Below are 14,925 nucleotides of genomic sequence, written 5' to 3'. Positions count from 1 at the left end.
GAAGCCCAGCGCAGGACCGCCGGGAGCGGGTTTGTTGCCTCGCGAGGAAGGCGCGCGCGGCCGAAGGCCCAAGCGTCGGGGAAGAAACCCGAGCCCAAGGTTGACGGCGGCCACCGCCCCGGTCCGTTTGCAGCCAGGAGAGGCCGCAAGGGACGCGGCGCGCTCCAGCAAAGGCGCTCCAGGGCGCGCATCGGGAAGGCAGGGCCCGGCCGACACTCCAACCGGTCTTCGCCACGCCCTTGCCGATCACCGTGCGCAACGCCGTGTTCGGGATTATCGGCGGCGATCCGGCCAAGTCGCAGCCCGCCTAGTGGGTCAGGGTCAAGGCGACGCCATCGGCTCGGCCTGGAAGTACACGTCCGGCAAGGGCGTCGACTTCCTGTCGGTCAGCCTCGACGACACCGGCCTCCTGGTGCTGGCGAAGGCTCGGCGTCTCCCGGTCGACCACGGCTTTGATCTGGTCTGGACCCGTCCGACCAAGCGTCGTCGCGCCGAGGCCGGCCCCGAGGTCGAACTTCAGGCGGATGACGCGCCGCAGGCCCGCCCCCTCCTAGCGATGCTCGCCACCCGGCGGGATGGCCCTTCTCGCAAGACGCCAGAAGGCCGCCGCGCCAAGCTAAGGCGGGCCGCCCGAAGAGCGACCCGCCGGACCTGCCTATTCGGCCGCCACGAGATCAGGGGCTTCCGACGCCTCGGGCGAGACCTCAGGCTGGCCCTGATCCCCGGCCTGCGCCGCGACCGCCTCGTCGGCTTGCTGAGGCTCCGGTGCGGCCCTGGTCCGCAGCAACGTCGGAAGCCAGCGGGCCTTGACCAGATCGGGCTCGGCCGCCGCCACCAGATCGACCTTCTTCAGGCCCGACAGACGCTGGGCGGTGTCGGGCGAGACCGCCTCGCTCGTCGCCGCCAGCACATGGGCCTTGGTGACCCGAGACAGGTAGCGCTCGGCGGTCGGCTGCCAGAAGGCTGTCATGTCGAGGCTCGCCGCCGTGGCCAGGACTTCGGCATGGGCCAGGGCCGCGCCGCGCCCGCCGAAAGCCTTGACCGCATCGACCGTGCGCCCCACGCAGAAGGCCAGCAGGCTGGCGCGACTGTCGGCGTCGAGGCCGACGATGAAGTCCCACATCGCAGCCGGGTCCTCCGGGACTTGGCGCGCCCATTGGCCAAACCGCGTTTCCAGGGCCTCATGGGCGGGGCTGGTCTTCACCCCCTCGCCATGCTCGGGCAGGAAGGTGGAGGTCGCCTGGATCGTCAGGCATGAAGCGCGGCCCACGCCCTGGAACGTGCAGAGCGCCAGGACGTGGGTCAGGGCGAGGAGCGCCAAGTCCGGATCATTGGCCAGCGCAAGCCGCAGCCCGGCGGAACGGTGGGCGGTCAGGTCGGCGATGAGCTTGGCCGACAGGGGCGCGCGCGCATCGCCCTCGGGCTCCTCGCTCGCCGGTGCGGGCTCGTCGTCGGCGTCATCGCCTTGCGCCTCGCCGTCCGCTTCATCGTCCTCCTCGTCCGGCGCGGTGGCGACAACCTCGTCCTCGGGCAGGACGAGGCCACGCTCGATACGCGGCTCGCCGTCATAGCCGAGGATCACCCAGACACCGGCTCGGGCGAGGTCTTGCGCGGCGAAGGCCTCGGCGGGCTCTTCCAGCTGAGCCTCCAGCGCCGACAGACGGGCCTCGATCTCCGGCGGGAGGTCCTCGACGCCGCCCCATTCCTCGCAGAGGGCGTTGTAGGCGTCGCGCTGGGCCTGCTCCTCCTGGCTGACCGGCACGGGCTTGGGCCACACCCGGCGCAGCCCGTGCCCGTGCGGATAGTCCAGTCGCCATTGCGCCCATTTCCAGCCCTCGGCCGTCTGGACGTCCTGGGCGATGTCCGAAAGCTTGGCGGCGACCAGTTCGTCGATCAGAGCCACGTCCGACAGGTAGCCGCCGCGATCCTCGGTGAAGAGGTCACGGATGACGGCCCCGCCCGCCGCGACATAGGCCTCGACGCCGATGAAGCGCACGCGGCGGTCGTCGGCCTGCACCGTCTTCTCTGTCATGGCCCGGCGAATGGCGGACGGGTGGGCTTGGGCGTAGGTCTCGAAGACCTGGAGCTGGCGCGCGTGGTCCTCGGAGACGGCGAAGGCCATCAGCTGGTCGAGGGTCAGCTCGCCCTCACGGTGACGCGCGATCAGCGAGGGGTCCACCGCCGCCAGTCGCAGGCGCTGGCGCACGACGGCGGCGGTGACGCCATAGCGCGCGGCGATGGCCTCGGCGCCCCAGCCCTTGCGCTCGGCCAGATCGCGGAACGCCTCGAACTCGTCGGCGGGCGGCAGCGGCTCGCGGGAAATATTTTCGTCGAGGCTGACCTCCACCGCGTCATTGGCCTCGTCCACCAGACAGCGCACGAGCGCGCCGCGCGGGATCAGCTTGCGCTTGGCCAGCAGGCGCAGCGCCAGACGCCGACCTTCCCCGGCCGTGACCAGGGCGTAGCCCGTCTCGGAGCCGTCGGCGCGGCGCTCGGGTTTGACGACGGGCGGCTGGATGATCCCCTTGGCCAGGATCGAAGCGGCCCGCGCCTCGACGACCTCGGGGCGATGGCCGCCTTTGCGGACGTTGTCGGGCGAGGCCTTGAGCTTGTTGAGCGGATAGACGCGCTCTTCGCCGGAGCGGACGGCGCCGGTGTCGGTGAGCACGAAGTACTTGGCGGCGATCACGCCGTCGGCGGCGTCTTGGGCGGTTTGACTGGACACGGACATGACAGGTCTCCCGTTGAGGGTGGGGTCAGGCGCGGGTTGCGCCTGACCCCTGCCCGTCGGCGAGACCGGGGGGTGCAAACGGAGCGGCGGTTTCGCGGGGACCCGGCTGCAGCCGTCGCCGTCCTCGCGCCTTTCGCCGCCCTCGCGCCCGCGAAGCTGGGCGGAAACCGATGCGAAGTGCGCCAGGGGGCAGCGCCCCCAAGCCCGCGGCCGCGGCAAGCGGCCGCCCTGCAAAAAAGGGAGTTTCTCGGCCCAGGGATTTCGATGGCCTGGCGCGTCAGGAAGGACGACATGGCGAGGTGAACGCCATTCCAACCAAGTCCGAACACGCTTCGGTTACGCCCGCGCATCCAAGCGTAGTCATCGCTAAGGTAGAGTGCTGTGGCGGAGTGCGCGTCCATGAACGAGATGACCAACCAGTTCCCGACGGCGACCCAGGCCGTTCTCACCCCCGAGATCCTCTCGGCCACGGTGCAGGTCGTGGGTCAGGCCGGCGTCTTCCTGATCAAGGGGTTCGCGCGTGACGTCCGCGCTTGGCCAGCGACCGGCGCGCCACGCCACGTCTATGGAACCCTGCAGTTGGGGGCGGCCTCGATCCGCTTCAAAGCCGATCCCCTGAACGCGCCCCAGGAGGGCGAAGCGGTAATCCTGTCGGCCTGCCTGGAGATCAAGCCGCCCAAGGCGGCTGGACGGGATCGGTGGAACGGCGCCTTCGAGGTCACCTTGATCGGCGAAAAGGCCGGAACCTGGTCGCCCGGCGGCGCGGACCGTCAGGTGGTCCAGTTGACCGCACGGGCCGATCGGCTGCCGCTGGAAGACTTCCTGGACACCTATCTGCCTGATCGCCTGACGATCCTGGTGTCGGGCAAGGCTGAAGCCGACATCCAGCAGGCCTTTACCGAAGCGGGCCTGGTTCAGCGCCCCAGGATCGTGCGGGCCCGGTTCGATGATGAGGCCGCGATGGTCGAAGCCGCGCGGCAAGCCGTGGCCGACGGCGCCGAGGCCGTGGCCCTGGCGCGCGGCGGCGGCGCGGGATTGGAGCTGACCGCAAATTCCCCGCGTCTTACCGAAGCGCTGATCGGTCTTGGTCGACCCTTCTACAGCGCCCAAGGACATGGCGACGACGTGTTCCTGATCGATAAGCATGCCGATGACTGCTTCGCCACGCCGTCTGTCCTGGGCCTTGCGATCGCGCGCGGCGTCGTCCGCGCCAACAGCCGACGCCAGGATCGCGAGACCCTCAACCAGGCCCGCCAGCGCGCCGAGGACCTGCAAGCCAGGCTCGACCAAAGCGCCACGACGGTCCGGTCGACGAGCGACCAGCTCGCCTCCGCCGAGGCCGCGCGCAACCGTCGGATCCACGCCGACCGGTTCGGGGTAAGCCTCTCTTGGCCCGTGGCCCTGAGCCTCGCCGGCGCGATGGCCTTCCTGATCGCCCTGGCCTTCATCCTCGTGACCTAAAACTGGCCTGACGCCGCGGGCCGATCGGCCTTGCGGACGGGGTCTCGGTGCGCAAGGTGCGCCGATGGCCAAGTACGAACCGCTCAGACGTTACCTCGCCCGCCAGAAGACGAGCCATGTCGAGCTGACCTTTACCGAGATTGAGCGGCTGATCGGGGCCATGCTTCCCAAGCGCGCCCAGCGCCCGCAGTGGTGGTCGACCGCAGACGCGCACGCCGCGCCCGGCGTGCAGACGGCGGCTTGGCGCTCGGCGGGCTTCGTGGCCTCATTAACCGGTGAGGAGAAGGTGCGGTTCGACCGCGGCTAGAGCCGCAACCGCGCAGCCGCTAAGCTCTGCCTGGCCAAGCTTGGGAGACGCGCCCTGCCTGATCCTGATCTCCACGGAATCGAAAACGCCCTCAACCAGTTGGTCGACGATGATGGGTTTCATCGCCTCGACGCCCTGCTCGGGCGGTTCAATCTCTTCGAGGCCATGGGCGGCGTTCGCGCCGAACTGCGCCACTCCAACTTCCTCGGCTACCTGTTCACGCCGGCGAGGGCTCATGGCCTTGGCCCTCTAGCGCTTGAAAAGACGCTTCGCGCGATCCTGGAGGCGACGCCGCCCGCGCTGCGGCCGATCCGCCCCTTGGAACTGGCGCTTGCCGATCTCGACGATGCGGTCGTTCATCGCGAGCGCGAGAACATCGACCTGTTGATCGAGATCGGCTCGCTGAACCTGATGGTGCTGATCGAGAACAAAGTCGGCGCAGGCGCCGGCGAGGGGCAGCTGCAGCGCTACAAGGAGGCCCTCCAGCGCCGCTTTCCAACCCGAAAGCACCTCTTGATCTTCTTGACCCCTGATGGCGTCGAGCCTGATTGCGAGGGCTACGTGCCCTTCAGCTATCGGAGGCTGGCCGAGATCCTGGACGATCTTTCGCGCCACGACAGCGTCGCTGTCGAGCCTCGGATGATCCTGTCCCACTACGTCGAAATGCTGCGGAGACACGTCGTGCCCGACGAAGAACTCAAGTCCCTCGCGCTCAAACTCTACGAGCGCCATCGCGAGGCCTTCGACTTCGTTTTCGAGGTCCGCCCCGCGCCGCAAGGTCTGCTCGACGTCCTGAAATCACGCGTTCTAGGCGTCGAGGGCCTGGTCGAAGATCGCTCATCTATGACCATCTTCCGCTTCCTGCCGGCCCGATGGGATAGCGACCTTCCCGGGGCGCAATGCAGCCGGTCGCTCTGGACGCGTACTGGACGGGGCCTGATGTTCGAGATCAAGGTCAACCCGACCACCGGCCGGGTGCATGTCACCCTGGTGCTGGGTCCGCTGGAGGCGGATTTGCGTCGGCGGATCTATCAGGCCGCCGCCGATCACCCGGAGACCTTCAAGGGGCTGGTCAGGCCCATGGGCCAGCAGCACTCGACCCTCTATAGCCGCGAACTCCTGACCCCGGCGGTCGCGCAGACCCTGGACTTCGAGCAACAGAGTCTGGCGGTTTCCCTGGCCTGGTCGGAATTCCAGGGCGAGGAACTACTGGCCCTGATCAAGTCGGTGGAGACGATCGTCACCGCCGCCGCCCAAGAAGACGCCGCCGTAGGCTAGGCCGGCGACGGCGCCATCCGGAAACCTCGCCGCTTGGCGGGAGGGGTAAATTAGGCGCTGCGTTGCGGCTGAAGCCGGGCGGCGTCGAAGGCCGTGGACGTACCAGACCACGGCGCCTCGCTGATCGGCGCGCCCAGGGCGTTAACCGCGGCGATCAGCGGCGACGGGTCGTAACCCTTGCGCCCGTCGGTGATCAGGTAGAACTCGACACCGCCGTCCGGCCGGTACATCCCCCACCGATCAGCCTTGGCGATGATGAAACCGTGCTCGTCGGCCCACGCCGCCCGCTCCTGCAGCCTGCTGTCCGACATCGGGTAGGGCTCGTCGGCGATCAGATAGGCCTTGGCCTTCGGATCGTACCAGGTGGTCGGGTGATCCACGCCCGGCGCCTCGGCGCGATAGGCGCCGTTGGGATAAGCGCGATAGCGGCTGGTGGAGGGGCGCAGGCCCGTGACGTCGATGAACTGCAAGGTGCGCAGCGCCTGGCAGATGGCCCAGCGCGCGGACTGTTGCGAGTGGTCCAGATCGCGGGCGGCCAGGTGATTGTCGCCGATGACGCGCAGGTGGCCCAGCCGGTCGGCGATGCGCATCTGGGCCGGACTGACGACCTCCAGCAGCGGGCGGCTCAGGCGCACGCTGAGGGACTCAACGCCCGCCTGTCGCGCTTCACGGTCGCGCCAGCCGATCGTGATCCGCACCGCGTAGCCGGGCCGGACATTCGGCTTGCGCGGACCCGCCGACGGCGGACGGACCGGGAGGCGGCGCGTGGCGTCGATCCAGTTGTTGAAACCGGACTGGACGGCGGCCTGGTCGAGGGCGCGAGCGTGCTGCAGGCCCTGCTGAGCGCGGATGCGCTTGGCCAGCCGCTTGATGCCGTCGAGGGTGGTGGGGGTGGACGTGGAGGTCTGAAGACCGGTCATCGTTGTGCTCCTGGCCCGTGCCGAAGCGTCGCCCGTCCACCGCCCGAGAGCCTGAACAAAACGATCAGGGTCAGGAATTAGTCTGAGTAGTGCCAGGTGAGGCTTCGCGCTGACGGGCGGCGGGCTCCTACCGAGAGCCTGCCAAGACGATAACCTGTGCGTTCCAAGCGCACAAGAAAGGCGACGTCACAGTCGTCCTCCGGCGCTAAGCGAACCTCTACAGCCACCTTGGTTCCCGCTAGGGGGCGGCCCTCCCACCTTGCAATAGGCGCGAGATCATTGGCCTAATCTAGGCTTGGTTGTAAGCGCGGGCGGGGCGGCCGTGGTTAGCTATCGAGCAGGGACGGCGGATCCGCGCGGATCGGTATGGCGGCGGTGGGAGCCGCACATCCATCCTCCTGGCACGCTGTTCAACGATCAATATCCCGCTGGGGATACCGGCTGGGAGGCCTATCTCACTCTCATAGAGACCGCCGATCCACCTGTGCAGGCGCTCGGCGTGACCGACTATTTCGGCGCCTGGACATACGAAGAGTTTCTCAACCGCGCGGCAGGCCGGCTGCCGAGTGTGGCGCTGGTCTTCCCGAACATCGAACTGCGGCTGAACATCAGCACGCAGAAGGGACCCGCGATAAATCTCCACCTGCTGGTGTCGCCCGAGGACCCTGCCCATGTCGCTAAAATCAATCAGTTCCTCAAGGGGCTGACTTTCGAGGCGTTCGAGACAACCTTTCACTGTGACCCAGACGACCTGCGACGCCTTGGAAGTCGCTACAAGCCCCTACAGACGGACACGGCCGCGCTCCTTGCCGAGGGCGCGAACCAGTTCAAGGTCGACTTCAAACAGCTGCGCACGGCCTGGCGTCAGAACACGTGGGTGCAGGAGAACGTGCTCGTCGCCGTCGCCGGCAGCAACCGAGACGGAACGGCTGGCCTGGGCGGTGACCCGGCGCTGGACACTCAGCGGGCCGAGATCGAATCTTTCGCGCACATCGTTTTCGCCTCGACACCCAGTCAGCGAGCCTTCTGGCTTGGGCAGGGCGGCGTAACGCGTGAGCACTTGGAAGCCCGATACAACGGCCGAAAGCCCTGTCTGCACGGAAGCGACGCGCACGGTCTGACGAAGGTTCTAAACCCCGACCTCGACCGACGGTGCTGGATCAAAGGTGACGCGGTGTTTGAGAGCCTGCGTCAAGCGGCGCTCGAGCCTGAAGTCCGCGTTGCAATAGGCCCCGCTCCGCCTGAGGAAGGCTTGGCTTCCCAGGTCATTGCTGAAGTGAGCGTCTCTGACGCGGACTGGCTACCCAATCCAAGGGTGCCTCTCAACAGCGGTCTGGTTTGCGTGATCGGTGCGCGCGGCTCTGGCAAGACGGCGTTGGCTGATCTGATCGCGGCAGGCGCGTTCTCCGCTTCCGCCCAGGTCAATGAGCGCTCCTTCCTAAGCCGCGCAAAGCCGGCGCTGAGCAATGAGGCTGTCGCGCTGACTTGGCGCAACGGCGAGACGACCGAGAACGGCCTGACCTCCCTAGAGCTCGAGGATTTCCTGGATCGTCCCCGCGTCCAGTATCTCTCCCAACAATTCGTCGATCGGCTCTGCGCCTCCGACGGGGTCACCACCGAACTCATGTCCGAGATCCACCGGGTGATCTACCAAGCGCATGGTCAGGACGCTCGCCTAGGCGCGAGCGACTTCAAAGAACTTTTGGACCTGAAGGCGTCACGCGCCCGCGCCGCACATGCGCGCGAAGTTGAAGCGCTAGGATCCGTTTCTGTCGAGATCGAGCAGGAACGGGAGCGCGAGGCTAGCCTGCAAGGCCTGCAGCTCCAGCGTGAATCTCTGGTGACGAACGCTGCGAAGCTCAAAGTCGATCGCGCCGCTCTCATCCCCCAGGGAGACGAAGCGCGGGCGGCGGCATTAGACGCAGTATCGCGCGCGGTTGAATCCAAATCGCAGGTGCTAGAGGGACTTGAGCGACGAAAACAAGCGGTTCTGGCTCTCGCTGAGGAGGTCGCCGCTTTCCGAAAAAGCACCGCGGACGCGCAGCTGCGCCAGTTGCGCGGGAAATACGCCGAGGCGGGCCTGTCAGACGCTACCTGGGACTTTTTCAAGCTCAACTATGTCGGCGACGTCGACGGCGCCACACAGTCGGCCCTGGCTGAAGTCGAGACGGCTGTCGCCCAGGTGAGAGGAACGCCCGCGGTCGGCTCCGGCCCTCAGCTGGCCGACGGCGCAGATTTGTCCCAACTATCCTTATCTGTTCTTCAAGCCGAACTGGCGAGGGTTCAACAACTGGTCGGCGTCGATCGGGATCGCGCCAAGCGATATGACCAGCTCACGCAACGGATTGTCGCCGATGAGACGGCGGCCGCGAAGCTGGAGCGCGAGATCGCGATTGCCGAGGGCGCCAAAGCGCGCATCAGCAAGCTGCAGGCGGATCGGATCACGGCCTACAAGGGCGTCATCGCGGCGTTGGTTGAAGAACAGCAGCAGCTGGAAGCGCTCTACGCCCCTCTCAAAATTCGATTGGAGGAAGAACTCGGCGCGCTCGGAAGATTGTCGTTTTCCGTGCGGCGCACCGCAGATGTGCAGGCTTGGGCTGACGCCGGCGAGGAGCTGCTCGATGTCCGCAAGGCCGGCGCCTTCCGTGGCCGAGGGACCTTGGCGACGCGGGCTATGGAAACCCTGAAGTCGGTTTGGGAAACGGGGAGCGTCGACGAAGCCGGCGACGCTATGGGCGCCTTTTTTCAAAGGCACCGTCAAGACTTCCTCGACCAAGCCAATGTCGAACGGACTGATAAAGCGGCCTTCCGGCGCTGGGCTGCGGCTATTACCCGCTGGCTCTACAGCGTTGAGCACATCGAGGTGTCCTACGGTGTTCAGTATGACGGCGTCGACATCGAGCAATTGTCGCCGGGCACACGCGGCATCGTCCTGCTGTTGCTGTACCTTGCGGTCGATCGGGAAGACCTCCGCCCGCTGATCATCGATCAGCCGGAGGAGAACCTCGACCCGAAGTCGATTTTCGACGAACTCGTGCCCAGGTTCCGCAACGCCAAGATTCGGCGGCAGGTCGTCATCGTGACGCACAATGCCAACTTGGTCGTGAACACGGATGCCGACCAGGTCGTGGTCGCCACCTGTGGTCAGCACCGCGCCGGTGCGCTGCCAGAAATCACCTACACGTGTGGCGGGTTGGAGAACCAAAACATCAGGCAGCGGGTTTGCGAGATTCTCGAAGGCGGCGAGGCGGCGTTCAAGGAACGGGCCCGGCGCTTGCGCGTGCGAATGGTTCAAGAGCCTGAAATTTAGACCTACTCGTCCCTACAGCTCTTCCAGATGGCCCCGCTACCAAACGACCTCTAGGTCATCGTCAAAGCGCTGCGCGTCATAGTGACTGCTCACGAAGTGCCCCGGAAATAGGTGCCCGCACTTCTTCCTGCGCTCGTCGAAGCCGGGATAGGCGTCATCCATGACAACCCAGAACTCCGCTTGCACGTCCGGCTTCAGAGCAGCGACGATTTCCAGCAGCATTAGGTGCGTGGCCTCATAATCATCGACGGCTTCCTGCGGCCGATAGTGCTTAGCTAAAGATGCCCTGAATTTCCCGATGTGATCGCCACCCTCGGGATAGAGTGGCCGCGTCGCATCGAAGTACACCGTCTCTATGCGATCTGCGATCGGGTCAATATTACCATGTATCGCATGATTTCGCCTATCAACCACGCGCTTGAAGGCCTTGTAAATATCGGAAGACATGTCGATCGGCTTATCGAAGCCCTCGCACTTGTAGAAGAGATCGAAAATTCGCCTGTCAATGTTATCGCGAATGAACGCGTCGTACTGCCTTTTATCCGCACGGATCTCGGGCCGGCAGAGCATCAGGATCACCATATTCAGGAAGGCTTCCGCCATGATCGGCGTCAGCAGCGCCAACTGCAGACAGGCCCCGAACAGCTCTGGTTCTGGCGTTTGGGGGACGTGTTCTTCCTCGGCGACCTCACCCTTAGCGGCGCGATTGCGCAGCATCGTCAATGAATCGAACTCGAACGGATCACCCTGACCGAGAACGTCGGTGATCACCGCGTGATGGTCGGCGCATAGCCCCGCGATTGCGACGTACTTGTTGGGAAAAACCGACCATTTCTCCAGCGCATGAAGGACCTCCGACTTTTCACGCCCCATGCGCCCGAAGTCGGCCTTGATCGCCAGGATCAGCGCCTTCCAATCCTCATCCGACATCGGCTCATAGGCCCAGATATGCACTTCGCGTGAGGAGGCGACGATGTAGAGATCGAGGTCGTGTACTTTGAGATTGTAGTCCCAGTGATAAATGTTGTCGCTATCGTCCCTTCGGAGAAAGCTCTGCATCCCATTTGGCAAACCAAAGCGAGCCTTCAGGTAACAGTACATATCCAAGGTGCTTATGTGCTTCCGAACACATAGCGCCGCACCCCCACCTTCAGATACCTTCGCCCTTTTCAACAACCGATCCAGGTATTGGCGATGCTCTTTTTTGGTTGGTCTGCGCCAAGACAGGACGTCTATGCATCGTGGCTTCGTGTTCGTCGCCATCTTCCCTCCTGCCAAATGGCGCCGACGCGGGGCGCTTCGCTGCAAGCTCGCCCAGCTTCACCTGACTCGCGGTGCAGTCGCAAAGTGGGTCGCCCCTAGCCGGCCACATCATCGGATTGATCGAGACGAGAGATCCGATCCGGCATCTCCAACAGCTTCACGGCAGCTGCGGCGATCGCCTCGGAGATCGACGGAAACGCTTCGGCGGAACTAACGACCACGCCCGTCGGGAACGTGATGGTCGCCTGATACCCATTACCCTTCGGGGTGGCGCTGAGCTTGATTTCGGACATCACCAAAGCCCTCTTCGGCGGCGCTGCCGCCCCCGCAAAGCCTATCCTCGAGGCCCCTCCAATAACATCCGGCCGATATGCTCCAGTTCCCCTTCCTGGATCTCGTCGAAGTTCCTGACAGGAAGATCACGCTTGAGGATCGCAAGGTCGAACATCAGTTCCGGTTCACCGTCCTCGCCGATCACCGCCGGCGCAATGCCGTAACAGCCAATCGTCTCATAGGCGGAGAGGAACCGCTGAAGATTCTCGTCTGTGCTCGGCTCCAGGACCTTAAGCCGGCTAACCATCTGCGTGACCTTCACCTCCGAGACGCCGTTGCGGCCGGCGGTCAAAAGCGCCGCGTAGTGGGCGGGCGGGCGTCCCGGCAGATTGCGGAGAATGGCGAAGTGGATGTCGCCGTTCGTATCGCGCTTGCCAAAGCGCTCCCGCCAGCGGCTAAAGATCTCGCGCCCGATGTCGCGATTGTCGAAGACGAACGCCATGATCGGCGGCGCCGCCGCCCCGAAGGTGCAGGACAACAGACCTGCCCACCCGCTTCTCTCCCAAAGCGGCACTTCGAGAATGGCGCGAACTTCGAGATCGCGATGGTCCCGAGGCATCGCGGGCTCGAAATCGGCGCCGCGAACTTCCCGAACCTCATCTTCGCTCGGGATTGGGTCGAGCTTCCGGCGAACAATCAGTGGCCGGTTGTCGGTCGGAGGGTAGGACGTCTCCGATATCGCCACCCAATCCGACAGCCGCGACGCTGCGGATGTGAAGGCTCGGCTACGGCTGGCTGCACTTGCAACAGCGGTGCTGATGCGCTCGCCGAGAGCCTCGTCACGGTACAGCTGCTCGATCAGGCTCAAGGGATTGTCGGTCACGCAGCTGGCGACGAATACCATACTGGCGACGTAGGTCATGGTCTGATGCGTGCGCCCGTCCATGGCGAAAGATGTGGGCGCCACGCCGCTCGGCCATTTCAGCAGGGACCGCGCTCGCACCTCGTCGATCTCATAGACCGGCTCCTCCAAGCCGTCATGCTCCTCGATCCTGATCTCGAACCGCTCGACGTGGGCGCCCACGCGGGCGGCCAACGTCGTGGCGAACAGCGTCTCGATCACAGCTAGGAGCGTCTCGGCAACTTGGATCAGGACGTCGGATCCAAGGAACCGCGCGGCGACGCGCATGCCCAGGACGCGCGTCTCGATCACCTGCTCCGTGGTCCCGTAAGTGATCAGCGGCGTGCCGGTTGGATCGCCTGCGGGCTGGCTGGCCAAGAGTACGAACGTCTCGCGGATCTTTGCGAGCGCTTCGCTGTCAGCCAAGGTGGCTTCGTCGATGATGAGGGTCTCGTAGCCCAAGGCGTACAAGAGCGCGCCCTGCGCCTTCTCTAGGCCCAGGCCGCCAAAGAGGTCCGGCAGCGACGCGGCGGCCGCGAGTTCCTTCGCGCCGAGATTGACCATCTGGCTCGCCAACACCACGTCGAAACGCTCAAGGCGATCTGCGACGCGCTCGAGGGAGTCCTCGGTCAGCGGCAGGCTTTCGCGGCACCCTCGCACCAGTCGAACGACATCAAGGAGTTCGGGAAGCAGTCGAAGTTCGACGTCGATCCACCCGAGCAACATCAGCGCCGGCACGATCGATGCTGGCAGATCTACTTCTGTTTCAGCCTCAACGAAGATGCTGGCGACGGCGAACATCGCGTGAGCCCTCGCGGCCCAAAGCATGCCCATGCCGCGATAGGCCAGGGCGAGCAGGTAGGTGGCCTCCACGAGGCTCTCCACGTACTCCTTCTTGGCCAACTGGCGGGTGGCTCGCCCTAAAATCCGGATAAGCTCGAAGCGATCTTCCTCACCATCCAGTTGGTTGGCGCGCTTGAGCAGGATCAACCCGCTTTCGCCTTCCCCCGTGCGTCGACTGACAAAGGCCGCCAACTCATCGACGAGACGGCTATAGCCGGGGTCTCGCCCGGCCAAGGTCCCGTAGACCTCGATCATCTGCACCAGGCGTTCGGCGGAGTATTCGACGAGACCCTCGGCCTCTTGCAGGATCTGCGTGAACTGCGGCCACAGGCCTGGCAATGCCGCCTTGTCCCCAGTCAGCATAAGCTCGTTGGCCTGGACAATCAGGAGTGAGGTTCGGGCCTCGAGCGCGTTGTTGGGCCGTTCCTTGTCGGCCGCCAACGCCTTCAAGCGGTCGACGAGGCGCCCCATCCTCGCCGCTAGCTTGACCTGCTCGGCCGAACGATGACCGTGCATCACCAGGTTGACGAGATTCTGCGTCAGGTTGCCGACCAGCTCGACGTTGCGCGCCATGTCGGAGGCGAACACTATTTCCGCGAAGGTGTCGTATTCCCGGTCCAGCAGGTCGAAGTCGTCGAACCAGTAAAAGGCCGTCCAGAGCATTTGATAGCGCGCGTCTAGCCTTTGCCGAAGCAGGCCATGATCATCGGCCAAGCGGATTGCACGCTGAAACCGACCATCGGTCTCGAAGCGAGGTCGCTCGAGTTCACGAGACAGAAGGGCTGCGGCGAGAGCGTCAGCAGCGCGCTGACCTGGCTGACCTTCGTAGGCAGCGGGATCCTGGATCACCTTTTCCAGATCCTCCAACTGCTGCATGCGCGCGTAGTCGGCGGGGCCGAGCCGGTGGGCGGCCAGGTGCTCGCCGACACCGAGATACTCGAAGGCCAGATCCTTCTGGTTCCCCTTGATGACTTTGGCGGTGATCCAGGATCGATCGAGAATCTCCACCCGAAAGCCGTGCTTGGTGGACATCTCGTCCTCAAGCGCCGCGCGATCCCGGGCGCGGGCATATTGGGACGTTACGAAAAAGACCTTGTCGTAGGGACGGCCTGTCGCGGCCAGACCGTCGATGTCCGATCGCGCTTTCTGCCGCCAGGCCTTCTTGGCGCTGAAGGCGAAGGCCCATCGCTCGCGTCCGGCATTGGCGGCGCCCACATAGGTGAGATTCATCACCTCGTCGGCGGTGGCGATGGTCTCGCTGTCAGCCTTGCTGTCGCCCCCACCTTCCGGCCCCGTCGCCGGCTTGAGATTGGGACAAATCAGCCTCTCGCAAAGCATGCGGCAGAAGATCTCGAAGTCGTGGGTTTGGTTGCGCGCCGTAAGCGTATCGAGCCTCTGCTCCAGCGCCGAGGCATCGAGCTTGTACGCCGACCGTTCGGCGCTGTCGGAATACTGCTCAGGGCGCATCTTGCGCATGAAGTCCGACGGCGAGACGCCGCGGGGCAAGGCCGGGACTTCGGCCGATCGTGTCTTTCCGCTCATGGAACATGAGTAGAACGGATCTTCGCGAGTCGCGACAGGCCGCAGCACAGCTGCCTGACCTGCGTTGCTCACCCCTCTAACAGGTCGCGAAGCTAG

General features: G+C 65.0%; 9 protein-coding genes. 4 read left to right on the top strand and 5 right to left on the bottom strand.

The annotated features are described in order from the left end of the window. Nucleotides 1-655: 655 nt before the first annotated feature. The gene (locus AC2YHT_RS15570) at nt 656-2,731 is read right to left on the bottom strand and encodes a ParB/RepB/Spo0J family partition protein (protein ID WP_487290689.1); all 2,076 of its coding nucleotides are present in this window, start codon (nt 2,729-2,731) and stop codon (nt 656-658) included. 399 nt (nt 2,732-3,130) lie between these two features. Here AC2YHT_RS15570 and AC2YHT_RS15565 point away from each other — a divergent pair, with 399 nt between their 5' ends. The 3 genes from AC2YHT_RS15565 to AC2YHT_RS15555 all read left to right on the top strand — a co-directional run bounded on the left by AC2YHT_RS15565 (nt 3,131) and on the right by AC2YHT_RS15555 (nt 5,777). Then, nucleotides 3,131-4,192, top strand: a complete 1,062-nt coding sequence (locus AC2YHT_RS15565) for an exodeoxyribonuclease VII large subunit (RefSeq protein ID WP_487290688.1) — start codon at nt 3,131-3,133, stop codon at nt 4,190-4,192. A gap of 64 nt (nt 4,193-4,256) precedes the next feature. After that, a complete protein-coding gene (locus AC2YHT_RS15560; protein WP_487290687.1) occupies nt 4,257-4,499 on the top strand; it encodes a DUF7662 domain-containing protein in 243 nt (80 codons plus the stop codon). Nucleotides 4,500-4,598: 99 nt separating this feature from the next. Continuing rightward, complete coding sequence (locus tag AC2YHT_RS15555) at nt 4,599-5,777, top strand: PDDEXK-like family protein (protein ID WP_487290686.1); 1,179 nt, start codon at nt 4,599-4,601, stop codon at nt 5,775-5,777. Nucleotides 5,778-5,827: 50 nt separating this feature from the next. Here the strand turns inward: AC2YHT_RS15555 and AC2YHT_RS15550 are convergent, their stop codons facing one another. Further along, a complete protein-coding gene (locus AC2YHT_RS15550) occupies nt 5,828-6,697 on the bottom strand; it encodes a hypothetical protein (protein WP_487290685.1) in 870 nt (289 codons plus the stop codon). A 322-nt stretch (nt 6,698-7,019) separates the two neighbouring features. On the opposite strand from AC2YHT_RS15550, the gene AC2YHT_RS15545 reads away from it, so the two are divergent. Then, nucleotides 7,020-10,007 (top strand): TrlF family AAA-like ATPase, encoded by a 2,988-nt coding sequence (locus tag AC2YHT_RS15545; RefSeq protein ID WP_487290684.1) that lies wholly within the window; start codon nt 7,020-7,022, stop codon nt 10,005-10,007. A gap of 36 nt (nt 10,008-10,043) precedes the next feature. Here the strand turns inward: AC2YHT_RS15545 and AC2YHT_RS15540 are convergent, their stop codons facing one another. From AC2YHT_RS15540 to AC2YHT_RS15530, 3 genes are all read right to left on the bottom strand, one after another. Then, entirely contained in the window at nt 10,044-11,270 is a 1,227-nt protein-coding gene (locus tag AC2YHT_RS15540) for a hypothetical protein (RefSeq protein ID WP_487290683.1), read from the bottom strand. Nucleotides 11,271-11,365: 95 nt separating this feature from the next. Then, nucleotides 11,366-11,563: a hypothetical protein gene (locus AC2YHT_RS15535; RefSeq protein WP_487290682.1), complete on the bottom strand. Its 198-nt coding sequence runs from the start codon at nt 11,561-11,563 to the stop codon at nt 11,366-11,368. A gap of 41 nt (nt 11,564-11,604) precedes the next feature. Next, nucleotides 11,605-14,763: a hypothetical protein gene (locus AC2YHT_RS15530; protein WP_487290681.1), complete on the bottom strand. Its 3,159-nt coding sequence runs from the start codon at nt 14,761-14,763 to the stop codon at nt 11,605-11,607. Nucleotides 14,764-14,925 lie beyond the last annotated feature (162 nt).

The organism is Caulobacter sp. SRI_008 (genome assembly GCF_057586355.1).
Note: the sequence above shows the minus strand (reverse complement) of the source record. Positions and strands in the feature narration are given on the sequence as shown.